The organism is Holdemanella porci (genome assembly GCF_009696075.1).
GTDB classification, from domain to species: domain Bacteria; phylum Bacillota_I; class Bacilli_A; order Erysipelotrichales; family Erysipelotrichaceae; genus Holdemanella; species Holdemanella porci.
In genome coordinates this window covers 16,181-41,424 of record NZ_VUMR01000010.1, presented here as the reverse complement: position 1 = coordinate 41,424, position 25,244 = coordinate 16,181, and the positions used below count along the sequence as shown (strand labels likewise).

General features: G+C 33.7%; 30 protein-coding genes. 19 read left to right on the top strand and 11 right to left on the bottom strand.

Annotated elements, in window-relative coordinates; translation table 11 throughout:
- The first annotated feature begins 44 nt into the window (after positions 1–44).
- Together rplM and rpsI are read left to right on the top strand one after the other, a co-directional pair.
- Positions 45–482, top strand: coding sequence for a 50S ribosomal protein L13 (gene rplM, locus FYJ55_RS03405; protein WP_003864733.1), 438 nt, complete (start codon positions 45–47; stop codon positions 480–482).
- 13 nt (positions 483–495) lie between these two features.
- Positions 496–897: a 30S ribosomal protein S9 gene (gene rpsI, locus FYJ55_RS03400; RefSeq protein WP_117573786.1), complete on the top strand. Its 402-nt coding sequence runs from the start codon at positions 496–498 to the stop codon at positions 895–897.
- A 260-nt stretch (positions 898–1,157) separates the two neighbouring features.
- On the opposite strand, the gene FYJ55_RS03395 is transcribed toward rpsI, so the two are convergent.
- Positions 1,158–2,366 (bottom strand): ATP-binding protein, encoded by a 1,209-nt coding sequence (locus FYJ55_RS03395; protein WP_154555643.1) that lies wholly within the window; start codon positions 2,364–2,366, stop codon positions 1,158–1,160.
- A gap of 214 nt (positions 2,367–2,580) precedes the next feature.
- Between FYJ55_RS03395 and FYJ55_RS03390 the strand changes: the two genes are divergently transcribed.
- From FYJ55_RS03390 to FYJ55_RS03375, 4 genes are all read left to right on the top strand, one after another.
- Positions 2,581–3,438, top strand: coding sequence for a MurR/RpiR family transcriptional regulator (locus FYJ55_RS03390; RefSeq protein ID WP_154555642.1), 858 nt, complete (start codon positions 2,581–2,583; stop codon positions 3,436–3,438).
- A 136-nt stretch (positions 3,439–3,574) separates the two neighbouring features.
- Positions 3,575–4,969, top strand: a complete 1,395-nt coding sequence (locus FYJ55_RS03385) for a 6-phospho-beta-glucosidase (RefSeq protein ID WP_279142996.1) — start codon at positions 3,575–3,577, stop codon at positions 4,967–4,969.
- Complete coding sequence (locus FYJ55_RS03380; protein ID WP_154555640.1) at positions 4,959–5,189, top strand: hypothetical protein; 231 nt, start codon at positions 4,959–4,961, stop codon at positions 5,187–5,189. The genes FYJ55_RS03385 and FYJ55_RS03380 overlap by 11 nt, the downstream gene beginning before the upstream one ends.
- Entirely contained in the window at positions 5,189–5,656 is a 468-nt protein-coding gene (locus tag FYJ55_RS03375) for a PTS sugar transporter subunit IIA (RefSeq protein WP_154555639.1), read from the top strand. Before FYJ55_RS03380 ends, FYJ55_RS03375 begins: the two co-directional genes overlap by 1 nt.
- A 123-nt stretch (positions 5,657–5,779) precedes the next feature.
- Here the strand turns inward: FYJ55_RS03375 and FYJ55_RS03370 are convergent, their stop codons facing one another.
- From FYJ55_RS03370 to aroB, 5 genes are read right to left on the bottom strand one after another with little or no spacing between them, the layout of a single operon-like run.
- Complete coding sequence (locus FYJ55_RS03370) at positions 5,780–6,634, bottom strand: YitT family protein (RefSeq protein WP_195836647.1); 855 nt, start codon at positions 6,632–6,634, stop codon at positions 5,780–5,782.
- A gap of 54 nt (positions 6,635–6,688) precedes the next feature.
- Entirely contained in the window at positions 6,689–7,543 is an 855-nt protein-coding gene (locus FYJ55_RS03365; protein ID WP_154555637.1) for a prephenate dehydrogenase, read from the bottom strand.
- Positions 7,540–8,802 (bottom strand): 3-phosphoshikimate 1-carboxyvinyltransferase, encoded by a 1,263-nt coding sequence (gene aroA / locus FYJ55_RS03360; RefSeq protein ID WP_154555636.1) that lies wholly within the window; start codon positions 8,800–8,802, stop codon positions 7,540–7,542. The genes FYJ55_RS03365 and aroA overlap by 4 nt, the downstream gene beginning before the upstream one ends.
- On the bottom strand, positions 8,799–9,908 hold the full coding sequence (gene aroC / locus FYJ55_RS03355; protein WP_154555635.1) for a chorismate synthase: 1,110 nt from the start codon (positions 9,906–9,908) through the stop codon (positions 8,799–8,801). The genes aroA and aroC overlap by 4 nt, the downstream gene beginning before the upstream one ends.
- On the bottom strand, positions 9,898–10,911 hold the full coding sequence (gene aroB, locus FYJ55_RS03350) for a 3-dehydroquinate synthase (RefSeq protein ID WP_154555634.1): 1,014 nt from the start codon (positions 10,909–10,911) through the stop codon (positions 9,898–9,900). The genes aroC and aroB overlap by 11 nt, the downstream gene beginning before the upstream one ends.
- Positions 10,912–11,053: 142 nt before the next feature.
- Between aroB and FYJ55_RS03345 the strand changes: the two genes are divergently transcribed.
- The gene (locus FYJ55_RS03345) at positions 11,054–11,173 is read left to right on the top strand and encodes an HD domain-containing protein (RefSeq protein ID WP_154555633.1); all 120 of its coding nucleotides are present in this window, start codon (positions 11,054–11,056) and stop codon (positions 11,171–11,173) included.
- Between the two features lie 26 nt (positions 11,174–11,199).
- On the opposite strand, the gene FYJ55_RS03340 is transcribed toward FYJ55_RS03345, so the two are convergent.
- The 3 genes from FYJ55_RS03340 to FYJ55_RS03330 all read right to left on the bottom strand — a co-directional run bounded on the left by FYJ55_RS03340 (position 11,200) and on the right by FYJ55_RS03330 (position 13,376).
- On the bottom strand, positions 11,200–11,727 hold the full coding sequence (locus FYJ55_RS03340; protein ID WP_154555632.1) for a hypothetical protein: 528 nt from the start codon (positions 11,725–11,727) through the stop codon (positions 11,200–11,202).
- Positions 11,728–11,742: 15 nt separating this feature from the next.
- Entirely contained in the window at positions 11,743–12,336 is a 594-nt protein-coding gene (locus FYJ55_RS03335; protein WP_154555631.1) for an Ltp family lipoprotein, read from the bottom strand.
- A gap of 71 nt (positions 12,337–12,407) precedes the next feature.
- Positions 12,408–13,376: a serine/threonine-protein kinase gene (locus FYJ55_RS03330; protein ID WP_154555630.1), complete on the bottom strand. Its 969-nt coding sequence runs from the start codon at positions 13,374–13,376 to the stop codon at positions 12,408–12,410.
- A gap of 33 nt (positions 13,377–13,409) precedes the next feature.
- Here FYJ55_RS03330 and FYJ55_RS03325 point away from each other — a divergent pair, with 33 nt between their 5' ends.
- Entirely contained in the window at positions 13,410–13,823 is a 414-nt protein-coding gene (locus FYJ55_RS03325; protein WP_154555629.1) for a hypothetical protein, read from the top strand.
- Positions 13,824–13,839: 16 nt separating this feature from the next.
- Here the strand turns inward: FYJ55_RS03325 and FYJ55_RS03320 are convergent, their stop codons facing one another.
- Together FYJ55_RS03320 and FYJ55_RS03315 are read right to left on the bottom strand one after the other, a co-directional pair.
- On the bottom strand, positions 13,840–14,622 hold the full coding sequence (locus FYJ55_RS03320; protein ID WP_154555628.1) for a DeoR/GlpR family DNA-binding transcription regulator: 783 nt from the start codon (positions 14,620–14,622) through the stop codon (positions 13,840–13,842).
- The gene (locus FYJ55_RS03315; protein ID WP_154555627.1) at positions 14,619–15,401 is read right to left on the bottom strand and encodes a hypothetical protein; all 783 of its coding nucleotides are present in this window, start codon (positions 15,399–15,401) and stop codon (positions 14,619–14,621) included. Before FYJ55_RS03315 ends, FYJ55_RS03320 begins: the two co-directional genes overlap by 4 nt.
- 213 nt (positions 15,402–15,614) lie before the next feature.
- Here FYJ55_RS03315 and ulaG point away from each other — a divergent pair, with 213 nt between their 5' ends.
- The 11 genes from ulaG to cysK all read left to right on the top strand — a co-directional run bounded on the left by ulaG (position 15,615) and on the right by cysK (position 25,227).
- On the top strand, positions 15,615–16,718 hold the full coding sequence (gene ulaG / locus FYJ55_RS03310; protein WP_154555626.1) for an L-ascorbate 6-phosphate lactonase: 1,104 nt from the start codon (positions 15,615–15,617) through the stop codon (positions 16,716–16,718).
- A 15-nt stretch (positions 16,719–16,733) separates the two neighbouring features.
- On the top strand, positions 16,734–17,186 hold the full coding sequence (locus FYJ55_RS03305; protein ID WP_154555625.1) for a PTS sugar transporter subunit IIA: 453 nt from the start codon (positions 16,734–16,736) through the stop codon (positions 17,184–17,186).
- Between the two features lie 17 nt (positions 17,187–17,203).
- The gene (locus FYJ55_RS03300; RefSeq protein WP_154555624.1) at positions 17,204–18,670 is read left to right on the top strand and encodes a PTS ascorbate transporter subunit IIC; all 1,467 of its coding nucleotides are present in this window, start codon (positions 17,204–17,206) and stop codon (positions 18,668–18,670) included.
- Positions 18,671–18,684: 14 nt separating this feature from the next.
- Positions 18,685–18,981: a PTS sugar transporter subunit IIB gene (locus FYJ55_RS03295; RefSeq protein ID WP_154555623.1), complete on the top strand. Its 297-nt coding sequence runs from the start codon at positions 18,685–18,687 to the stop codon at positions 18,979–18,981.
- Between the two features lie 68 nt (positions 18,982–19,049).
- Complete coding sequence (locus FYJ55_RS03290; protein WP_154555622.1) at positions 19,050–20,084, top strand: hypothetical protein; 1,035 nt, start codon at positions 19,050–19,052, stop codon at positions 20,082–20,084.
- A 3-nt stretch (positions 20,085–20,087) separates the two neighbouring features.
- Entirely contained in the window at positions 20,088–20,789 is a 702-nt protein-coding gene (locus tag FYJ55_RS03285; protein WP_154555621.1) for an L-ribulose-5-phosphate 4-epimerase, read from the top strand.
- On the top strand, positions 20,773–21,621 hold the full coding sequence (locus FYJ55_RS03280; protein WP_154555620.1) for an L-ribulose-5-phosphate 3-epimerase: 849 nt from the start codon (positions 20,773–20,775) through the stop codon (positions 21,619–21,621). The genes FYJ55_RS03285 and FYJ55_RS03280 overlap by 17 nt, the downstream gene beginning before the upstream one ends.
- A 1-nt stretch (position 21,622) precedes the next feature.
- Positions 21,623–22,441 carry a transketolase gene (locus tag FYJ55_RS03275; RefSeq protein ID WP_154555619.1) on the top strand — a complete coding sequence of 273 codons (819 nt, stop codon included), beginning with the start codon at positions 21,623–21,625 and terminating at the stop codon, positions 22,439–22,441.
- Positions 22,441–23,367: a transketolase family protein gene (locus FYJ55_RS03270; RefSeq protein WP_154555618.1), complete on the top strand. Its 927-nt coding sequence runs from the start codon at positions 22,441–22,443 to the stop codon at positions 23,365–23,367. The genes FYJ55_RS03275 and FYJ55_RS03270 overlap by 1 nt, the downstream gene beginning before the upstream one ends.
- Complete coding sequence (locus FYJ55_RS03265) at positions 23,358–24,137, top strand: HAD family hydrolase (RefSeq protein WP_154555617.1); 780 nt, start codon at positions 23,358–23,360, stop codon at positions 24,135–24,137. The genes FYJ55_RS03270 and FYJ55_RS03265 overlap by 10 nt, the downstream gene beginning before the upstream one ends.
- A gap of 160 nt (positions 24,138–24,297) precedes the next feature.
- Positions 24,298–25,227: a cysteine synthase A gene (gene cysK, locus FYJ55_RS03260; RefSeq protein WP_154555616.1), complete on the top strand. Its 930-nt coding sequence runs from the start codon at positions 24,298–24,300 to the stop codon at positions 25,225–25,227.
- Positions 25,228–25,244: the final 17 nt, after the last annotated feature.

Here is a 25,244-nt window from a genome sequence, read left to right as displayed (position 1 = left end):
CTTTTGAGCCCCGGTAAACGCTCAAATCAAGGAGGAAATTAGATATGCGTCAAACTACTATGGCAAAACCTGCCGATGTAACACGTACATGGTATGTAGTTGATGGAAACGGACAAACTTTAGGACGTTTGGCTTCAACTTGTGCTCATGTATTAAAAGGAAAACACAAACCTACATACACACCAAATGTTGACTGTGGTGATTATGTAATTGTGATCAATGCCGACAAGGTCGAAATGACTGGAAACAAGTTGAATACTGAAAAGTATTACAACCACTCTGGATACTTTGGAGGTATGCGTGTGCGTACAGCTAAAGAAATGAAAGAGAAATACCCTGTTGAATGGGTTGAAAGAGCAATCAAAGGTATGTTACCTCACACTAAATTAGGTGATGTACAACGTGGACACGTATTCGTATACGCTGGTAGCGAACACCCACATGCTGCTCAAAAACCTGTTGAATTGAAGGTAAGAGGATAAGGAGGAATAGAATATGAAAAAATCTAACACTGTTCAATATCATGGCGTTGGACGTCGTAAAAAATCTGTTGCTCGTGTCTTTTTACGTCCAGGTACAGGTAATATCGTAGTCAACGGAAAAACTTTGGAAGAATACCTTCCATTGGAAACTTTACGTATGGTTGTTAAATCACCATTAGAAATCACTAACACAGTTGATCAATTTGATGTGATTATCAACGTACAAGGTGGAGGATACACTGGTCAATCTGGTGCTATGCGTCACGGAATTACTCGTGCTTTAATGGAAGCTAGTGAAGACTACCGTCCAGTATTAAAAGCTGCAGGATTCGTTACTCGTGACCCTCGTGCTAAAGAACGTAAAAAATACGGTCTTAAAGCAGCTCGTCGTGCTCCACAATTCTCTAAACGTTAGTCAGAACATACTTTTGACTACTCTGCAAAGAGATTCAAAACCACTCAAACCCTTTATATATGGGATTTGGGTGGCTTTTTCTATTTCTGTGAATTGTTGTGAATAGTGCTGAAAAGTCTCTTTAAGCACGCATACAGCACGCTTATAAGTAGCAAAATTAACTCCTCAGTTATCGAAAAGCACGCACAAAATGTAATTTTACAAGAAAAGCACCAGCAGATGCTGATGCGTTTAATATTTTAATCTTACTAATTTTTTGATTATATAGCTTGTTTTTTATTTAGCAACCAATCCCTGATATCAAAGATTTCAATTCCTTCATATGAATACTTTGGATGACCGGTTTTGGCGATGATAATCTTTGGATATGCATCCTTGATTTGTAAAAGAGGCGCATATTCTCTTTTGAATGTTTCCTCTTCAGTGATATTATCACTTACCTGAATATAGATTTTTTCACTACCTCTTTGGGCAACAAAATCGATTTCTTTTTGATAAAGCTTTCCAACATAGACATCATAGCCACTACGTAATAATTCAAGACAGACCATGTTTTCATATACTCTGCCATAATCCATGTTTCTTGTACCAAGAACAGCATAACGTATGCCAATATCACTTAAATAGAACTTTTCTGTGCTTTCAAGATATTTTTTGCCACGGATATCGTAGCGCTTGATATCATAGAAAACAAAGGCGTTGCACAGGTATTTGATATATTTTCCAATGGTGACATGATTAGTTGATACGTTCTTTTCGGATAGCATATTGCTGATTCTGCTTGGTGAGGTCAGGTTTGATATATTGTCCATAAGAAATTCACTTAAGCGCTGTAATACCTGAGTATCTGGCAGGGAATACTTCTGTACAAGATCTCTTGTAACAATTGTTTCATAGACTTCCTTGATATAATCCTTCCTGTCTTTTTCGGTGTTGTAGGCATAGGACCCAGCTAATCCACCTTTGATGGTATAATCTTCAAATAGCTTTTCTATGTCGTGGTTGTTGTCGTAGTAATTACAATATTCTTTGAAACTGAATGGATAGATATGAATTTCAATATAACGCCCGGTAAATAGAGTGGCTAAATCTGCACTTAACAAAAAAGCGTTGGAACCGGTGATATAGATATCATATTTTCTTTTTGAATATAAGCTATTTACAGCCAGTTCAAAATTTGGACACATCTGCACTTCATCAATGAAAAGATAATTCGACTTTCCTTCCACATATCGTTTTTCAACATAGGCATGAAGCGCATGATACTCTTTCAGGTGTTCAAATGAAAGATCCATAAAGTCAATAAAGATAACGTTGATATCATTAAAGTTGTCTTTCAGATACTGGATATACTCCTGCATCAGTATTGACTTACCCGATCTTCTGATACCGGTAATAACTTTTATATCAGGCGTATCCTTCAGATTCTTTATTCGATTTAGGTATTCAGTTCTTTCAATGGTTTTCATAGTGTTACCTCACTTTCAAAAAATGAATTTTTTTAAACTTTTGAAAGTCATCCTTACTTGTATTATATCCGATTATAATCTTTGTATGCAATATGCCACTTTCAAAAAATAAAAATTTTTAAATTTTTGAAAGTGAATAGTATGCTTTTGTTAATTTTTTTCTTTATATTTTAAGAATTCTTAGATATTATTGGAATAGTTGGAGGTGTATAACATGAAATTGGAAAAAAGGATAGAACTATGTGATTCTATGACACCGCTAGAGTCAGAAATTGCATCTTATATTTTAAATAATAAAGATGCGGTTACGAAACTAAAGATTCAAGAATTGGCTGATATACTATTTATATCAAAATCTGCGATTCATCGTTTTGTGAAAAAGATTGGGTTTAATGGATTCAATGATTTAAAAGTGAGTATCGCAAAAGAAAATGCTGATTTATTAGAAAACAATTCCTATATCAATGTGAATTATCCATTTCAGGCAAAGGATAATCCAAGACAGATAGCTTTTAAGCTTTTAGAACTTTATGAGAAGGCTATTAAAGATACATTTGAATATGTTGATTTAGACCAAATCAAAGCAGTTTCACAATTAATAGATTCGGCAGATGTAATTGATGTTTATACTCATGCCCATAATTCAAATATAGCAGAAAATTTTCAAGATAAAATGTTGACGATTGGAAGAAGTGTAAACTGTCCAAGCAGCTTTTATAATCAAAGATTAACTGTATTGGCTTCGGACCAAAAACACGTGGCGATTATTCTATCTTATTCGGGAAAGGCTACATTTATATTGCCAATTGTAAAAAAATTATATGAAAAAGGTGTGAAAGTTATACAAATTGGAAAAGCAGGAAGTAATTATTATTCTCAATATGTGACATATCATTTATCGATTAGTGATTCTGAAAATAATCGAGATAGAATGTCTCAATTTTCAAGTCATATAGCTATGCAATATATTATGGATGTTTTGTATGGTTGTATTTATAATGTGAGAAGAAAAAAGAATACAAAATATATTTATGATTCGATTGATTATATGGATGATCGACCAAAGGATTAAAAAAGATTCAAAAAGTTTCAGATTTTTTTGAATCTTTTTTATTTTGCTTAGAAAAAACTATCTTCAATTCTTGGACATATTGAAGAATAACTGGGTAAAAAGTAAATTAAAGCTATCAAATAGAAAAGGAGAAAACATGATGGAAAAAGGATTAAAAATTGTTACGATTGGTGGCGGAAGCAGTTATACACCTGAATTGATGGAAGGCTTTATTAAACGTTATAATGAACTTCCTATTAAGGAAATTTGGCTTGTTGATATTGAACAAGGAAAAGAAAAAGTAAATATTGATGCCAAAATGTCACAACGTATGTGGGATGCAGCAGGTTATGATGTAAAAGTGCATGTAACCTTTGATCGTAGAGAGGCATTAAAAGATGCGGATTTTGTGACAACACAATTTAGAGTGGGCTTATTGGAAGCTAGAATTAAAGATGAGAGAATTCCTTTGTCTTATGGAATGTTAGGACAAGAAACAAATGGAGCTGGTGGAATTTTTAAGGCATTTAGAACAATTCCTGTCATTCTTGATATTGTAGAGGATATGAAAGAATTATGTCCAAATGCATGGTTAATTAATTTTACAAATCCAAGTGGAATGATAACTGAAGCAGTTATTAAATACGGAAAGTGGGATCGTTGTATTGGTTTATGTAATGTTCCAACGATTGCTATGATGAAAGAGCCTATTGCATTAAATGTAGATCCAAATGAGTTGATTTATCAATTCGTAGGGTTAAATCACTTTCATTGGCACAAAGTATATGATAAAGATGGAAATGAATTAACAAGTAAAGTAATTGATGCTATGTTGGATGGAAAAGATGTTGGTCTTCCAGCAAACATCAATAACGTTCCTTTCTTTGGAGAACAAATCAGAGAAATGAATATGATTCCTTGTGGATACCATAGATATTATTATCGTCAACAAGAAATGTTAGAGCATAGTTTGATGGAATATGAAACAATTGGTACTCGTGGTCAACAAGTAAAAGAAACAGAAAATAAATTGTTTGAATTATATAAAAATCCGAATTTAGATCATAAACCAGAAGAGTTATCAAAACGTGGTGGAGCTTATTACAGCGATGCAGCGTGTGAATGTATCAATGCGATTTATAACAATAAGCAGACTCATATGGTTGTCAGCACAAAAAATAGAGGAGCAATTCCAGAATTGCCGGAAGATTCAATTGTTGAAGTAAGCTGCTATATTGGGGCAAAAGGAGCAATGCCTGTTGCTTGGGGAAAATTACCAAGTGCACAAAGAGGATGGCTTCAATGTATGAAAGCAATGGAAGAATGTACAATCGAAGCTGCAGTTACAGGTAATTATGGATTGGCACTTGAAGCATTTACATTAAATGAATTGATTCCATCAGGAGAAAATGCAAAGCGTGTTTTAGATGAATTGTTGATTGCACATAAGAATTATTTACCACAATTTAAATCTACAATTGAAAAATTAGAAAAAGAAAATGTAACAATCAAAGATTCAGTAGTGAACGAGATTATTGCTCATGAGCGTTAAAAAAGAAGTATTTGGAATACATCCATCGGGTAAAGAAGTTTACAAGTTTGAAATCGTGAATAAACAAGGAATGAAAGCAGTAATCACTAATTTTGGTGCTATTCTAATATCCTTGTTTGTTAAAGATAAAAAGGGTAAAGGAATTCAAATCATTTATGGACCACAAGTGACAGTTATAAAAAGTGATTTTGAAGAATATGTAGAGAAAGTGAGTCAATAATGTTTTTTAGAAAGAAAGTTAATGAATTAGAAATCTTTAAATGCGCGCAAGGAGACATTGTGCCTATTGAAAATGTTCCTGATTCAGTTTTTGCAGACAAATTACTAGGTGATGGAATCGCAATCAACCCTAGTGATGGAGAAATTATTTCACCTATTGACGGACAAGTTGTTATGATCCAAGATAGCCTTCATGCGATTGGAATTCAATCAGAGGATGGTATTGAAATATTGATTCATGTTGGATTGGATACAGTCGAATTAAAAGGCGAAGGATTCGTTAAGAAAGTGAATATAAATGATAGAGTGAATAAAGGTCAGCCTGTTGTATATTTCGATAAAGAAATGATTGAAGAAAAAGGCTATAATACGATTACAATGATGATAGTTGTTAATGATGAGCGTATTTCTAAATTGGAAAAAGGCGATCAATTAGACAAACCTCTAATAAAAGTTCAATATAAATAATAAAACTGTAGCGATATGTGAGTCGCTACAGTCTTTTTGTATATTAAAAGTAAAACATCACAATCCATTTCGAATACAAAAAGGATTATCGAAAGTGCAATTAAACTATGAGGCTAAGTCATTTTATACGTGATTTTTCTTATTATTCCAAGTACCGATGACTTCATTAACAGTTGATACCGTTACAAATGCTTCAATATCACTTTCTTGAAGATAATATAGTAATTTTTTATATTCATTTGAAGCCATAATTGTGACAAGCTCTGTATGCTCGGTCTTATCATAACCACCTTTTGCCGAATATAAAGTAACACCACGCTTTAATGTGTTCATTATATAATCTTGAATGACTTCATATTCTTTGGATAATATACAAATCTTCTTTTTCTTATTAAAACCATCAATAAAATAATCTACAGCCTGACCATTGGCTAGTGTTGCCAATGCACCAACCACTAAAGAGCCAACATCATATACAATTAGACTTGTTGTACAAATGAGTAGTCCGACTAACGTACAAGCTTTGCCTAGATCCATATGTGTATATTTATTGACAATTTTCGCAATAATATCCGTTCCACCACTCGATGCGTTTACACGAAATAGAATGGTTTGTCCAAATGCTAAAATCAATGTATAGGTAGCCATGTCAAAAACAGCATTTTGTGTTAAAGAAATATTGTTTGGATAGATTCTTTCAAATACGGCTAGAAATAAAGGTAATAATAAAGAGGCATAAATCGTTTTTGCACCAAACTCTTTACCAATTAGAACGATACCTAGAATCAACAATAAGGAGTTGATCACAAAGGTAAGTGTAGAAATAGATAGGCTTGTGATTTTGGCTAAAACCATAGCTAAACCAGTAACACTACCAGTAATAACTTCACTAGGAATTAAGAAGAAATATATGGCGACACTGATGATAAACATGGCGAGTGTGATAGTTAAAAAGCTTTTTAATGTATTCGTTTTCATTTTCAAAACCTCCAACCTTTATTATGCCAAAAAAAGTACAAAAAAAGAAGAGCATTATCTCTTCTTCGCATCGGTTTTATTAAATTTATCTCTACGCTTTGTGGATTGAATGAATAGACGTTTCATTTCTTGTGTATCTTCTTGTTCTAAAGAATCTCTAAAGTGAGAGATTGAATCGATAAACTGGTTGATTTCATCTAATAAGATATCTTTATTCATAATGAAGAGTTCAGTCCATAAATCTTCATTGATTTTCGCAATACGCGTTAAATCCCGAAAGCTATCTCCCGTATATTCTACAAGATGTGCATTGTCATGTGTATTCATTAAAGATACCGCAATGACATGGGTTAATTGAGATAAAAAGCCAATCATTTTATCATGCTCTTCAATGGATAGAGTACAGATTCTACCAAATTCCATCTTATTAGCTAATTCTTTTACAGCTTCAACTGTTTCATTTTTATTCTTTTGAGTAGGAACAAGAATAAAGTTTGAACCTTTAAAAATCGTTTCATCACTAAATTCAATACCACGAGATTCTCTACCACACATGGGGTGAATGCTTAATAATTCAAGATCTTCTCGTAATACATCTTGAATGGGTTTGACAATATTTGTCTTTACACCACTAATATCCATTAATAATGAATGTTTAGGAATATCATTCTGATAGACTTCAATCCAAGGAAGAATTTTAGTTGGATATAAACAGAAGATAAATGTATCACACTTTGAAATGACATCTAAAGGATTTGTGCTACCATCTACGATGATTTTTAATTCTTTAGCTTTACCAATGGTTTGTTGAGATACATCAATACCATAGACGTTGTAGTTTAAGCGCGTTAGTTTCTTCGCAAAACTCGCTCCCATTAATCCAAGTCCTATAATGGCAATATTTGTCATAGAATCTCAACCTTTCCACCTAAGCTTTGAATGTCTTCGAAGAAAGTAGGGTAACTCTTTGTGATGGCTTGAGCATCATCAATAATACATTCGGAACCTGCACATAATCCAAATACCGTCATTGCCATAACAATACGGTGATCATTATGTCCAAAGATTTCTACTGTATTATTTGATTTATAGTGTTCTTTACCGTGAATTTGAATGGAATCAAATGTAGAAGTAATATCTACACCCCATTTTTTTAATTCGGTTTCCATAGCTAGAATACGATCACTTTCTTTCATGCGTAAACGAGCTGCATTCACAATATTGGTTTCACCATTTGTGAAGCTGGCCAAGACACATAAGATTGGACCTAAATCTGGACAATTAGATAAGTCGATAGTTTGTGGTACAGGTTGTTTTTTTGTGAATGTGATCGTATCCTTGTCACTTGTAAAACTAGGAATACAATCTAAAATGGCTTTATCTCCTTGTTTACTTGACATGTCCATGTTGGAGCATGAAAGAGTATTGTTTAAAGTGCCTAACACCGCAAAGAAGGCTAGTTGAGAAAAGTCTCCTTCTACAGAAACATCTTGTGCTTTATAGTGTTGGTTTCCTTTTATTAAATATGAATTTGAACTTGTTTCCAAAATTTCAATGCCAAATTTCGCTAACATTTGAATCGTAAGATTTACATAGCTCTTTGATTCATAAGGCTCAGTAATTGTTAGTGTACTATCTTGATTTAATAATGGAAGGACAAACATGAAGCCTGTAATAAACTGACTTGAAATATCTCCTTGTACAACATAGTCTTTTGCTTGTAGATTTCCACTCACAATGATTTCTTTATCGGATTGATTAAATTCAATGTTTTGCTTTTTAAATTCATTCGCGTATACATCCATAGGTCTTTGAAGCAATCTTCCTTGACCTAAAAATTTAACTTTGGCATTTGTACATGCAGCAAGTGGAATCAAGAAGCGTAAAGTAGAACCGGATTCATTCGCATTACACGTAATATTTCCTTCTTGTTTAAAAAGATTAGTACCTGTTACTTCATATGTAGTTCCATCGATTTGTTTAATTATAGCCCCCAAAGCTTTCATGCAGCCAACGGTTGCTTCAATATCCTTTGAGTTTGTGACATTAGAAACAAGACTTGTACCATCACTTAATGAGGCGCAAATCAATGCTCTATGTGCCATAGATTTGGATGCGGGTATCTTTACGTTTCCATGTACTTTACTTGGTGTTACTTTTACTTTCATTCAAAATCCCCCTGAAGTGGCTTAATGGCAAGCCTAGACATATATAAATCTAATAAGCCAAACGCAACTACACTATCCACAACAATTCTTGCCCGGTGCAAGATGCATGGGTCGTGTCTTCCTTGAATTTTAAGATCCACGTTTTCTTTTGAAAGATAATCCACAGATTCTTGTGTTTTAAAAATCGATGGTGTTGGCTTAATACAAGTATGAATGATAATTGGCATTCCATTTGTGATGCCGCCATTGATTCCAGCATTGTGATTTGTCTTGGTTTCAATTTTATCATTAAAACGGAAGGCATCATTGGCTTGAGATCCTTTTAATTTCGCAAAGCCAAATCCTTCGCCAAAGGAAACGCCTTTAACGGCTGGTACAGAGAAAATCAAGTGCGATAAAATGCTTTCTACTGAATCAAAGAAAGGTTCTCCTAGTCCTGTAGGAAGACCTATAATGGCAGTTTCTAAAATACCACCTAATGAATCACCTTCAGCAGCTGCTTTTTCAATTTCTTGAATCATTTGATCTTTGACTTGATCATCTATAACCGCAAAGGTTTTATCATTAACTTCTTGAATTTGTTTTTCTAAAACACGAGAGTCTTGACTAAAAGGTATATCCGATAGCGTATATAAGCTTTCAATGTGTGATCCAATTACAATGCCATGTGATTTCAGAATTTGTCGACAAATACTTCCGGCAGCTACAATGCATGCGGTAAGTCTTCCGGAAAAGTGTCCGCCACCACGATAGTCTTGATATCCGTTGTATTTTTCAAAGGCTGTAAAATCCGCATGTCCAGGACGCAATCTTCCATGAAAAGCAGAATAGTCTTTTGACTTTGTGTTTTGGTTTTCAATTAGAATGGTAAGAGCTGTACCTGTTGTATAGCCATTATACATTCCAGAAAGAATATGCACTTCATCCGCTTCGTGTCTTTGTGTTGAAATTTTACCTGTTGCCTTACGCTTATCCATATCCGATTTGATTTGTTCCATATCCACCTTAAATCCTGCAGGAAGACCATCTAACGTAATACCAATGGCAGGACCATGGCTTTCACCAAATAATGTCCAAGATATATTTGTACCAAAATTATTCTTCATAAGGTCCTCTTTCTAATACTTCTTGTATTTCTTTAAAAGAAAGTTCTTTGATGATATAAGAACCAGATTGTTCAACTAAAATGGTAGATACAGTATTATGACTGCTTTTCTTATCATGTGTTACATATTCTAATAATGTGGAAGTATCATAGTTTGGTACTTGAGGCAAACCTAGTTTTTTATAGATGTTTAATACGCGTTGTTTTAATGTTTTATCTTCAATAAAGAATAACATACCCATTGCCACACATTCTCCATGAAGATATGTATTTAATCCATATGCAGATTCAATGGCGTGTCCAATGGTGTGTCCAAAGTTTAAAATTTTTCTAAGATTACTTTCTCTTTCATCTTGTTGAACTACATCTCGCTTTAATTCAATGGAACGCGTAATAATCGCATCGATATCTATTGTTTCTTGTTCAAATAGAGAGACTAAATGATCATCCAAAATGAGTCCCATTTTTAAAGCTTCACATAATCCATTGTGTTGTTGACGAAGAGAAAGCGTAGATAATACGTTTGGATCGATAATAACGGTTTTAGGTTGCCAAAATGCCCCTACAATGTTTTTGTAGGAACCCATATCAATAGCTACTTTTCCGCCTACACTTGAATCAACCTGGCTTAATACAGTTGTTGGGATGTTGTAGAAATCAATGCCGCGCATATAGCTAGCGGCGACAAAACCTGCAAGATCTCCGACAACACCACCGCCTACCGCAATAATGGCATCTTTTCTGGACATGTTGTGTGAAATCATTTCTTCTAAAAGATTTTTATATTGATCAAAACATTTGGATGGTTCACCTTGCGGAATGGTGCATATAAAAGAATCAGGGCACTGTTCTTTTACGATGTTGACCCATTTTTCAGGCACACCTGTATCTGTGATAATCGCAATTTTTCGTGTGACTGGAATATATTCATGTACTTTTTGAATTGTGTTTCTTTCAATATATATTGGATATGAATGGTTTTGTAAATCGACATTTAACTTCATAATAAAAAACTCCTTTCATATATCATACCATGAACATAAGCTTTTTTCAGAAAATTTCTGAAAGAAATAGTATAATGAAGATATGGAAACCCCAATAAAAGCTCAAGACTATTTGAAATAGAGAATAAAGGATCCATATCGTTTGGCTCATTCGTATCGCGTCGTGAATATTGGAAAGGAATTTGCTGAAAAAGAAGGGCTGAATGTAGAAGATTTAATGATTGCGTGTTTGTTGCATGATGTGAGTGATTTTGAGTGTTAAAAGTGCAATTAAAAATATCCACAGCCCTATAAGCTGTGGATAAATGTTTCTACACGATACATGATTTGTTTCAGATTCTCAATGTCTGTTTGAATATTTCCTGTTTCTAAGGAATGATTTCCATTTAGAATACTGTGAAATTCAATAAGATGATAAATACAATAGCGCTCAATCTTATCGAAGTTAGCCCACTGATCTTGAGTTCCCGAATACACTAAATCTTTTTGTTGGAGATATTCCAAAGTAAAATCTAATGGCGTGAAATAGATATTAGCAGTTAACTTATATTCATGGGCAAGCTTAGCTGCGCAATAGGTTCCAATACTTTTAGATATGCATAGAATGGAATCAAATGTGCCTAAATCCATTTTTTCAATTTGATCTTTGGCTTGTCTATACGCTTCATCTTTAGATTTGTTTAAATCAAAGTCTAGGTTTTTAAAATGAATTTCTTTGACTTCATAATTCATATTCTTTAATATCTTCTTTGAATAGTATAGTAATGGTTTATCAGTGTGATATCCAATTCCAGGAAATAATATAGCAAGTTTCATGCCTTTAGTATAAGATTAGTCATCTAAATTATCAATGGCATATTGTGCTTCTTCAGCTGTAAATTTTTCTCCATATTCCGAAGTTAATTGATCATAGATGGCATCTTTTGACATGCTCATAGTTTCTTGATAGTTCTTTGCGGACTTCAAAGCGGCTTCTAAATAATCTCCCTTGATGTTATCAATGGCATATTGCGCTTCTTCTGGTGTAAACTTTTCTCCATTTTCTGAAGTTAGTTGATCATAAATTCTAGCTTTTGACATATGCATCGTCTTTTTGTAGTTTTCTCCGCATTTTAATGCATTTTCATTATAATTCGCATTTAGATTATCAATCGCATATTGTGCAGCTTCTGCATCAAACTTTTCTCCATATTCCGAAGTTAATTGATCATAGATTCTTTGTTTGGACATGTGCATCATTTTACTGTAATTTTCAGCCTTATGCAGTGCATTACGATACTCTTTTGGCACAGTTGTATCTTCCTTTGTTTCTACGACCTTTTCTTTTGTGTCTTTATCCTTTGTTTCTTCATCACTCGTTGTTGAACAAGCGACAGCCGATAAGACAATAGCGGCTGTTAAAAATACTTTTAAACCCTTTTTCATATATACTCCTTATTCCTTTTTCTTTAGTATAAGAAAAATATAAATAAGTTTGGTATGCCATGAGCATACATTTAAATCAGGGAATCAATCCACATGAAAAACCATACATCTAAACATACAAACAAAAATAGAATGGAGGAATAGAGTACTGGCCAAGGAACTTTGGACATGTGTTTATGGAATAAATTCTTATTATAGTAAAGGAATAAACTAAAATATATAAACACAAAACAACTCAGCTTATTAATAAAGCTGTTTTTAATGGTTTCCCCTGGTTCCAAATCGACCACAATCATAAGTGTAAATACGATCCAAGCTAAACTGATCATTTTAGATTTGAACGTGTCATTATTAAGAGGGGGAATAATAATTAGTTTTTGTTGAATGGCTAGATCCATTTCTTTAACCGAATTATAGCGATTCTTATAATCCAATTGTGTTGCCTTTAAAATAACTTGTTTTAAATCAAAGGGAATATTGTTTTGATGTTCTAGTGAACCATTTAATAGGTAGTTCATTAATTTACCCAAAGCATATATGTCTGTTTGCGGATTGGATTGTTGAAAGCCAAATTGTTCGGGTGCTGCATAGCCAACACTGCCTAAGATAAGGGTATCTTTACTTTTCTTGGAATCTAGAAAACGAGCAATGCCAAAATCAAGGAGTGTAACCTTATTATCATGATAAATAATATTTTCTGGCTTGATATCACGATGGATAATAGGTGGATTTAACTTATGTAATGCATCTAAACATTCACTTAATTGATGCATGATGTCTTTAACTTGTTCTTTTGAAAAGGATTGTTGATCTAACGTTTTACCTTCAATAAATTCCTCAATTAAAGTTAAATGATTGTCATTTTCTTGGATCACAAAAATTTTAGGTAAGTAAGGATTCTTTATCTTTTGAATCGTTTGATAAAGAGTCTTATCATAATAATTTAATTCTTTCTGGATATATTTAGTGTGTGATGTTTCATGTTCTACTAATGAAATAGTTTTATCTTGATCTTGTTTAATTATTTGTAAAGTCTTCATAAATTGCTCTTTCTTGTGTATATTATAAGTATTATGGCAGAGACAAATCAATTATTAAAAACAATTCAAGAAACAAAGAGTGATGGATTAAGTACTTTGATGGAAAGTCTAGACAATTTAACTTTTTCACAGTATTTAAATCACATATTAGAAATTAAACATGTAACTAAGGCGCAAGTTTTATCAATGACAACTATACAGAGAAATTATGGGTATCAAATCTTTGATGGATCCAAGGCTCCTAATAAAGATAAGGTGATTCAGTTAAGTTTAGCTTTAGGATTGGATTTACACATCACAAACAACTTATTGTCGTTATCGAATAATGGGATGTTGTATCCAAAAGTAAAAAGAGATGCATTATTGATCTATTGTATTGAGAACAAGAAGAGTGTATATGAAACCAATGAGTGTTTGATGGAGTATAGGTTAGAGTTGTTGGACTAAAAAAAGAAATGATTTCTCATTTCTTATAATTAAGTAGTGGATCTAATTGTTTGACAAAAATATCCTTTTCTTCAAATTCTTCTATTTGTTCAGCAGGCACTCGAGTATCTGTGATTAGATATGCGAATGAGTCTGGCTTTGCGACTACAAATTGATGCACATAATTAATTTTTGTCGCATCTGCTAAAATAAAGGCAGCACCACTGCACCTAGAAATCATAGTTTCATTGATGATTACTTCCGGAAGAATTGCCGTACTCATGCCGACTTCGCTGTCAAATCCGTTGCATCCTAGGAATGCCTTGTTGGCTTTGACTCTTTGAAGATTGTTTAAGGCAAAATCACCGGTCATTGTTTCTTTAGGGAAACGAAGCTCGCCGCCAGTCATTACAATTTGTACATTTGGGTCATGATCACAGAAAATAGCTTTTCCGTTATTTGTGATGATTGTGACCCTTTTTCCTATGATATATTTTATGATTAATAGTGCAGTTGAGCTTGTATTGATGAAAATTGTATCTCCATCATCTACAAATGTTGCAGCAAACTTGGCAATCGCATGTTTATAAGCTTCGTTTGGATCTATGTCATGTTCAACAAAATTTTGAACAAGTTTGGCACCACCATAGAAACGTTCAACAGCTCCCATGTCTTCCCAATATTGTAAATCTCTACGAATTGTTAATGGTGTTACATTCAATTCTGAAGCCAGTTCTTCCACGTTTACAGTACCCTTGACCTGTATTTTTTGCATGATTTTTTTTCGTCGCTTATCTACGACTTCTTTCGCCATTTTCATAAAATCTCTCCCTTTTTACATGTGTTACTTAACCCTTTTAATGTTATTATTTTATTTTTATAATTTTCACAAAAATGCTTTTCTTTTATTTTATTACATAATAATCCGAATTGATAATAGTATTGTACTTTTTCTCTAGGATTCATATTTTCTGTGTTAACAGATTTAAATACATTCAGACTTTGTTTATAATCCTTTCTGCATACTAAGTATACGGCATCCATAAATTCCCAGTTAAATAATGGTGAAACCTTTGCACCTTTTACTTTTGTGTTACGCATTCTTTCTAATTTATTATATTCTTGTTTTGCACAATCTAAATCATTCAACATAAATGAACAATAGAACTTTGTGTAATGATAGATCAATAACTGATCAATTGAACTATGGAAAAACTTTGAGTTTTCTTCAATATGTTCCAAGCACTTCTTATATTCCATTTGATCTATATAATATAAAGTATCGAATATTTTTTTATCATTTTTATAGGCGTGAAATACGTCTTTTTTTAATAGTGCATTAAATTGTTTATTTGCTTTTTCAGGATTTAAATCATAGGCAATTGTTTTGATTGCCTTTCTATATAAATGTTTTAAATATTCAGAATAAAGTGCAATGCCCAAGATAATAATTAATAGAATGATAAATAGTATTTTAGTAGATATAAATTCAGCTTGAATGATCTTATAAATACTGTAGGCTGCAAATAAAATATAGAATGTATAAGATATAATTTGTTGAGCATTTTGTGAAAAAGACATCTTTTCTAATGTTTTCATGTTGTACCTTCTTTCTTTAAGCTTATTTTATCTAAAAAGAACATATAAGTCAATCATATAATGGAATTAAAAGAATGTAAAAATGGATATAAAGAATTAAACAATCATAAAAAAGTTAAAACAAACATATAATGTGATTGTTTTTAGTCTTTTAATGTTTTATGATTTGAACGTCAAAAAACCATGGTAAAAAGATAGAAAGAGGAAAACAAAATGTCAAAAGTAGATGAAATTACAAGAGATTCTTGGATCATGTCAACTTTCCCAGAATGGGGTACTTGGTTGAATGAAGAAATTGAAAATGAAGAAGTAAAACCTGGCACTGTAGCAATGTGGTGGTTAGGATGTACTGGTATTTGGTTTAAAACACCTGGTGGTGCAAACATTACAATTGACTTATGGGCAGGTAATGGTAAACGTACTCATGGTGATGGAAAAATGAAAGTTGGCCATCAAATGGCTAATATGTGCGGATGTAGAAATATGCAGCCAAATTTAAGAGCTGTACCATTTGTGATTGATCCATTCGCAATTAAGCAAGTAGATGCAGTATTAGCAACACACTATCATCAAGATCACATGTCAGCTGAATATGCTAGTCACGTACTAAAATCAGGAATGACTACAGTGGATGAAAATGGAAATGAAATTCCAGTACCATTCATTGGTCCTAAAAAATCTGTTGAATTGTGGCAAAAATGGGGTGTACCTGCAGATCGTTGTATTACAGTAAAACCTGGAGATACAATTAAAATTAAAGATATCGAAATTGTTGCCTTAGATTCATTCGACCGTACTTGTATTACTACAACCGATTCACAAGGAGCAGATCGTGAAGATCTTCATGGAAAATGTCCAACAGATATGGATGATAAAGCTGTAAACTATTTAGTAAAAACACCAGGAGGAAATATTTATCATTCAGGTGATTCTCACTATTCAATCTATTATGCAAAACATGGAAAAGATTATGATATCGATGTTGCATTTGGATCATATGGAGAAAATCCAGTTGGAATGCAAGATAAAATGACAAGTGTTGATATCTTACGAATGGCTGAAGCTTTAAGAACAGATGTAGTAATTCCTATTCACTATGATGTTTGGACTAACTTTAAAGCAGACCCAAAAGAAATCGAATTGCTATATAATTATAAGAAAGATGTGTTAGATTACAAATTCCATCCATTTATTTGGGATGTAGGTGGTAAATATGTATATCCAACAGATAAAGCAAAACGTCAATATCACTATCGTAGAGGATTTGAGGATTGCTTCGAAGAGGAACCTAACGTTCCATATCGATCAGTTTTATAAGAAGAGGTAATGAATATGTTGAAAGAAATTGTTGAAAAAGGACACTGTTGTTTTGTTGAGAAAGTTGATTCGTGGCAAGACGCCATTCGACAAAGTTATGCACCTTTGTTAAAGGATAATACAGTTGAAAGTGACTATGTAGAAGCTGTTATTGAATGCGTCAATAAATATGGACCATACATTGTGATTGTTCCAGGTATTGCGATGCCACACTCAACAGAAGGAGCTGTAGGATGTAATGGAACAGCTATTTCATTTATGAAGGTGGAAGAAGAAGTTGATTTTGATCCAGAAGATCCAGATAAAAAGGCAAAATTGTTCTTCTCTTTAGCAGCAATTGACCATGATCAGCATATTCAAAATATACAATCATTAATGGATATTTTGATGAATGAGGATATCGTTGAAGCATTGATGAATGCAAAAACAAAAGGTGATTTAGAAGAAATTGCTAATCAATATGAATAATTTAGGAGGAGAGTAAAATGAATATAATAATGACAGTATGGGACTTTTTTGCGACAAATATTTTGACGCAACCCGCATATTTTATCGGTTTGATTGTATTTATCGGTTACTTATTATTGAAAAAACCAATTTACGATGCATTTGCAGGATTTATTAAAGCCACAGTAGGATACATGATTTTAAGTGTTGGTTCTTCAGGCTTGGTAGGAAACTTTAGACCAATCTTAGTTGGATTAAAAGATCGTTTCAATTTACACGCAATGGTTATTGATCCATATTTTGGACAAAATGCTGTTACAGAAGGTTTGCAGGAACAATTTGGTAGAACGTTCTCTCAAGTTATGATTTTATTGTTGATCGCATTTATTATGAACTTAATTTTAGTTCGATTAAAAAAATGGACAAAAATGCGTGCTGTATTTACAACAGGTCATGTACAGATGCAACAAGCATCAACAGCATTCTGGTTGATTCTATTCTGCTTCCCTAAATTAGGAAGTACACCAATTCTAATTGTTATGGGATTGATTTTAGGATTGTATTGGGCTGTTGGTTCAAACTTAACAGTAGAAATTACGCAGGAATTAACTGAAGGTGGAGGTTTTGCGATTGCTCACCAACAAATGTTTGGTATCGCATTATTTGGTAGTATTGCTAAAAAGATGAAAGGTGAAAATTCAAAACGTTTGGATGATTTAAAATTCCCAGGATTCTTATCTATCTTTAATGAAAATATGGTTGCAACATCTATCTTGATGTTCTTATTCTTCGGTGCTATTTTAATGGTATTAGGAAAGGATTATTTAGTTGAAGCTGGATTTATTGCAGAAACACAAAACTTCTTCTTCTATACTATGACAACAGCGTTTAACTTTGCGGTATATCTAGCTATCTTACAATTAGGTGTTCGTACCTTCGTTACAGAACTTACAAATTCATTCCAAGGTATTTCTAATTCATTATTACCTGGAGCTGTTCCTGGTATTGATTGTGCCGCTGTATTTGGATTTGGTAGTTCAAACGCTGTAACAGTAGGATTCTTAATGGGTGCTTTAGGACAATTCTTAGCGATTGGTGCTTTATTGTTGATGCATTCACCAACATTGGTAATTGCAGGTTTCGTTCCTGTATTCTTCGATAATGCAGTTATTGCTGTATATGCTGATAATCGTGGTGGTATCAAAGCAGCTATGCTTCTTCCATTTATTTCTGGTTTAATTCAAGTATTCGGATCTGCTTTAATTGCTGGCTGGGTTGGATTAAGTCAATATGGAGGATATCTAGGAATGTTTGACTGGGCAACAGTATGGCCAATCTTTACAGTAATCATGAAATATGCTGGATACGTAGGTGTAGGAATCGTAGTATTGATTTTGGTGGCAATTCCACAATTGCAGTATCGTAAACACCCAGATACATATTTCTTAATTACAGAAGATTATGATGCATATTTAGAAAAAGTAGAAGCAACAAGTGCTGAATAAAAGGAGAAATTACAATGGCAAAATTAAAATTATTAGTATGTTGTGGCAATGGTGCTGGAACAAGCATGATGATTAAATTAAATGTTGAAAAAGTGGCTAAAAAGATGGGACTTGATGTACAAGAAATTCATCACTGTGCAGTGTGTGAAGGAAAGTCAGCTGCTGGAAATTATGATGTCGTATTGTGTTCAAAAAACTTTGTTCCTATGTTTGAAGATTCAAAGAAACGTGGAACTAAAGTTGTTGGATTAAAGAATGTAATGTCTGCAAAAGAAATTGAAGAAGGCTTAAAAGCAGCACTTAGTGAATAATAAAAAATGAAAGCTGCGTTTATGCAGCTTTTCTTATACCCAAAAATAGACCAAAAGAGGAGAAAATCATGAAAATTGTTAAAAAAAAATTAGATGATATGTACCGTTGCTATTGCGCAAGTAATATTTGTTTTGATGGTCAAAACCATATTTTATTGGCTAGTGAAGATCCAGATGTCGCATGTAATATGTACTATGGAAAAGACTATGAGACAAAAGAAAATGTATGGACACATCCAGGTGGATGTATGTCAATCGTTCCGATTCCAGGAAAAGAAAAAGAATTCCTTTGTGTTCAAGAATTCTATTTGAAGGTTACGCCATCTTTGGCAAAAATCGTATGGGGAAAATATGACAACGGAACATGGCAATTCAAAGATGTAGTATCCGTACCTTATGTTCATCGTTTTGGAATTTTTAATCAGAATGGAATCAATTATTTGATCCTAGCTACAGTAGCTACTTCTAAAAAAGAAAAGAATGACTGGAGTGTTCCAGGAAGAATTTATGTAGCTGAATTACCAGAAGATCCAAGTACAGGAGTTGAATTAGAAGTATTATGTGATGGATTATATCGTAACCATGGTTTCTGGCAAACAAAAGAAAATGGTAAAGATGTTGGATACTTTGGAAGTGACCAAGGAATCTTACGTGTAAGTGCACCAGAAAAACGTGGTGGACAATGGAAAGTAGAACCAATTCTATCTGGACATATTGGTGAGATTGCCACAATTGATATTGATGGAGATGGTCAGGATGAAATCATGACAATTGAAGAATTCCATGGAAATACAATTCAAATCTATAAGAAAGATGGAAGCGAATATAAGAAAGTATGGCAATATGATAATGAAATTGATTTTGCACATGCCTTAGTTGGAACTAAACTTGCAGGACAAAATGCATTTGTGTGTGGTGTCAGAAGAAAAGACTGCGAATTATTTGTCGTTACATATGAAGATGGAGAATATAAAGTCACAATGGTTGATAAAGGTGTAGGACCAGCCAATCTATGTGTTGTACATGAAGATAATAGAGATATTATTGTTAGTGCTAATCATACCGCAGCCCAAGCAGCAATCTACTTTGTAACGGAGGACTAAGATATGTTAGAAGAATTGAAACAACGTGTACTAGATGCTAATTTATTATTGCCAAAATATGGTTTGATCACATTCACATGGGGAAATGTATCTGAAATCGATCGAGAAAAAGGAATTGTAGCTATTAAACCAAGTGGTGTTGAATATGATGTAATGACTCGCGATGATATTGTCCTTGTGAATCTAGATGGAAATATTGTGGAAGGAAATCTACGTCCAAGCTCAGATTTAGATACGCATTTGGAATTCTATCGTAATTTTCCAAATATCGGAGGTGTAGTTCATACACATTCTACTTGGGCAACAAGTTTTGCACAGGCAGGAAAAGATATCATTCCATTAGGAACAACACAGGCTGACTATTTCCATGGAGCAGTTCCATGTACTCGTTTGATGACGGAAGAAGAAATTCATGGAGATTATGAATTGGAAACAGGAAAAGTTATCGTAGAAGAATTTAAGACACGCAATATAGATCCAGACAGAGTTCCTGGCGTATTGGTACATTCACATGGACCTTTCACATGGGGAACAGATGGATTTAATGCGGTTCATAATGCGGTTGTTTTAGAAGAATGCGCAAAGATGAATGCGATCGCATCTTTATTAAACAACAATGAAATTGATTCCATGCAGCAGGTTCTATTAGATAAACACTTTAATCGTAAGCATGGACCGGGAGCTTATTATGGACAATCTAAATAAAGAGTATAGACTAGGTCTATATGAAAAGAGTATGCCAAGTACACTTACTTGGGTAGAAAAATTAACAATTGCCAAGAAGAGTGGATTTGATTATTTGGAAATCAGTATTGATGAAAGTGATGCAAAGCTTGCAAGATTGGATCAGCCAACGAATGAAATCAAGAAGGCCATTCAAAAAACGGGTGTTCCTATTTCTTCAATGTGTTTAAGTGGACATCGTAAATATCCACTTGGATCACATGATAAAGAGATTCAAAAGAAGTCATTGGAAATCATGAAGAAAGCAATTGATTTTGCGGCAGATTTAGGAGTTCGCATTATTCAGTTAGCTGGATATGACGTCTATTATGAAGACGGGGATCTATACACGAATCATGATTTTGAAACAAATCTAAAGAAATGTGTGGAAATGGCTGCTAAAAAAGGAATTGTATTAGGCTTTGAAACAATGGAAACACCATTTATGGATACAGTAGAAAAGGCAATGCGCTATGTAAATCTAGTAAGCAGCCCATATCTAGGTGTATATCCAGATATTGGAAACTTAAAAAATGCATCCTTATTATATGGTGTAGACGTGGATGAAGATTTGATGTGTGGAAAAGGACATATTTTTGCGAGTCATTTAAAAGAAACTGTTCCAGGTAAATATCGTGAAATTCCATTTGGAACAGGGCATACAGAGTTTGTGAAAAATATCAAAACATTGAAACGACTAGGCGTGCGTATGTTTGTCGGAGAATTTTGGTATGTGAACAATGAAGACTGGCAAGATGTTGTAAAGAATGCAGGTGTGTTCTTAAGAGATAAGTTAGATAAGGGATTTGGGTAAGATGGAAATAAAAGAATTAGAACTTCATGCGAATCGTATTCGTAAAAATATATTAACCGAAGTACATAGTGCCAATTCGGGACATCCAGGAGGATCCTTGAGTGGTGCAGATATTTTAACAGAAATCTATTTTGAACAGATGGATATCAATAAAGACAATGTTGATTCAATTGATCGTGATCGTTTTGTATTAAGTAAAGGACATGCTAGTCCATTATTATATGGAACGTTAAAAGAAAAGGGATTGTTAGAGGATGATTTAACGACATTTAGAAAGATCAATTCAAATTTACAAGGACATCCAAATATGAATGAAGTAGCTGGTGTTGATATGTCTACAGGCTCTTTAGGACAAGGTATTTCTTGTGCTGTGGGCATGGCTATTGTGAATAAATTAGTAGATAAGAATAATCATCGAATCTATTGTTTATTGGGTGATGGTGAATGTGAAGAAGGTCAAGTATGGGAAGCTTGCATGGCAGCAGCTCACTATAAATTGGATAATTTATGTGCCGTCTTAGACTACAATCATTTACAAATTGATGGAAATATTGACGATGTAATTTCGCCAGAGCCATTCGCAAGTAAATTTGAATCTTTTGGATGGAACGTATTGAATGTGAATGGACATGATTTTTATGAATTAAGAAATGCGTTTGAACAAGCTAAACAAGTTAAGGATAAACCAACAATGATTATTGCCCATACAATCAAAGGTAAGGGTGTATCCTTCATGGAAAATAACTATGCATGGCATGGTACGGCTCCAAATGATGAACAATATGAAACGGCAATGAAGGAATTAGGAGGTCTTGAATAATGGCAAAAGAAGCAACACGTAATGCCTATGGAAAGGCTTTGGCAGAATTAGTTATAGAAAGAGATGACGTATTAGTTTTAGATGCGGATCTTACAAAATCGACAAAGACAATCGATGCCAAAAAGGCAAGACCGGAACATCATTTCAACATGGGAATTGCCGAAGGAAATATGATGGCTGTCGCTGCTGGTATGGCTGCATCTAATAAAGTAGTGTACGCATCAAGTTTTGCGATGTTTGCGGCAGGAAGAGCTTTTGAACAGATTCGTAATAGTATTTGTTATCCTAATTTGAATGTAAAAGTATGTGCAACGCATGCTGGAATTACAGTTGGAGAAGATGGGGCGAGTCATCAATGTATTGAAGATATTGCACTAATGAGAAGTATTCCAAATATGAAAGTTTTTGTACCATGTGATCAATATCAGGCAAAGGCTATTGTAAAGGCAGTGGCCGACATAGATGGACCTTGTTATGTAAGACTGGGTCGTGGTGCAGTGGAAGATGTATATGATGAAAATTATAAGTTTGAATTGGGTAAAGGAAAAGTTTTAAGAGAAGGTCAGAAAATCGCATTGATTGCGACAGGAATGATGGTGCAAGAGGCATTAAAAGCTGCAGATATTTTAGCTAAAGAAGATATCTCAGTTACAGTTGTAGATATGCCTTGTATCAAACCAATCGATGAAGAGTTGATTGAAAAAATCGCAAAATCTCATGAATTGATCATTACTTGTGAAGAACATAATGTATATGGAGGATTAGGTAGTGCAGTGAGTGAAGTAACTTCTAAGAAGAGTCCAGTGCGTATGGAAATGATGGGCATGCAGGATACTTTTGGAGAGAGTGGAACACCGAATGAACTACTAGCTAAATATGGTTTGAATGCGGATCATATTGTTGAAAAGGTAAAGGAATGTCTTTAAAAAATATTAAATTGATTGTTGCTGATTTAGATGGTACGCTTTTGCATGATGATAAAAGTTTAGATCGAAATATTAAAAGTGTTCTGATTGAAAAGAATGTTCCACTTACTTTTGTATCGGGTCGAAATGTACATATTATTCAGGATTATATAAAAGAATTAAATATTTCTTTACCTTATATTACGAATAATGGAGCAAACATGTTTTTGGGGGATACATGTATTTATGAATGTCCAATTGATTCTAGTGAATTAAAGACTTGTTTAAAAATATTAGTCGCACACAAAGTTGCGTTCCTGGCTTATACAAATCAAATCATTTATTCAGTTGGATATCAAGAAGGGCTGGATATGTTTAAGAATCGTTTGATTGGTAAGTGCAAAATAGTTGAAAATGCGAACATAGAAGATATTGTTAGTGAATCAATATTTAAGGTTGTGATGATTCATCCAAATATGGAAAAGATAAAAAATCAATTAAATTCTGTTTGTGACAAAACATTATGTATGCAATCGGAAGGTATTATTTATACTTTAACAAATAAGGATTCGACGAAGGGCAAAACCTTGTTAAAGCTTTTAAAATATCTTGATATGGAGCCAAGTTCTGTATTAGCTTTTGGGGATAACTATAATGATATTTCTATGTTTGAAGTTGCAGATGGTGTTGCTGTAGAAAATGCACAGGAGAGTTTAAAAAAAGTCGCAAAGTATTTAACAAAATCAAATGAAGATGATGGTGTTTCTTATTTTATTCAGAATAAATTGTGATAGATGAATTTCTATCACTTTTTTTATTGACAATAGGGTGTTAAACTCCTATAATACCTATAAAGTTACTAGGAATAGTAAGTGGAGGTACTGATTATGGAGCGATGTTGTAACTCTTTAAATGAATAATATTGAATTTGTTTAATAGGAGGAAAAGAAAATGACAGTATATAAAGCAATTTCAGATTTAATTGGAAATACACCATTAGTAGAATTAACACATATTGAAGAAAAAGAAGGTTTAGACGCTAGTGTTTTTGCGAAAGTAGAATTTTTTAATCCAGCAGGTAGTGTAAAGGATCGTATCGCAAAGAAAATGATTGAGGATGCTGAGAAAAAAGGATTGATCAAGCCAGGAGCTACATTGATTGAACCTACAAGTGGAAATACAGGTATTGGGATTGCGTCTGTTGCAGCGGCTAAGGGATATAAGGCTATTATGACAATGCCTGAAACAATGAGTGTGGAGCGTCGTAACTTATTGAAGGCGTATGGTGCCAAAGTTGTTTTAACAGATGGAAAGGCTGGTATGAAGGGGGCTATCGCAAAAGCTCAGGAATTGGCAGCTGCCACACCAAACAGTTTTATTCCAAGTCAATTTGAAAATCCATCAAACCCTCAGGCCCATTATGAATCAACAGGTCCAGAAATTTGGAAAGATACAGAAGGAAAAGTTGATATTTTTGTTGCCGGTGTTGGAACAGGTGGTACTGTAAGTGGTACAGGTAAATATTTGAAGGATCAAAATCCAAATGTGAAAGTGGTTGCGGTTGAACCTGCAACAAGTCCAGTATTGTCTGAAGGTCATGCAGGTCCTCATGGTATTCAAGGTATTGGTGCTGGCTTTGTACCGAATACTTTGGATACAAGTGTATATGATGAAGTCTTTACAGTCACAAATGAACAAGCTTATGAAACAGGTCGTTTGATTGCACATAATGAAGGTATGTTAGTAGGTATTTCAAGTGGTGCTGCTACATATGCCGCTATTCAAATCGCAAAACGTCCCGAAAACAAAGGGAAAACAATCATCGTATTATTACCAGATACAGGTGAGCGTTATTTATCTACTCCAATGTTTGCGGAATAATAAAAAATACGAAGTAA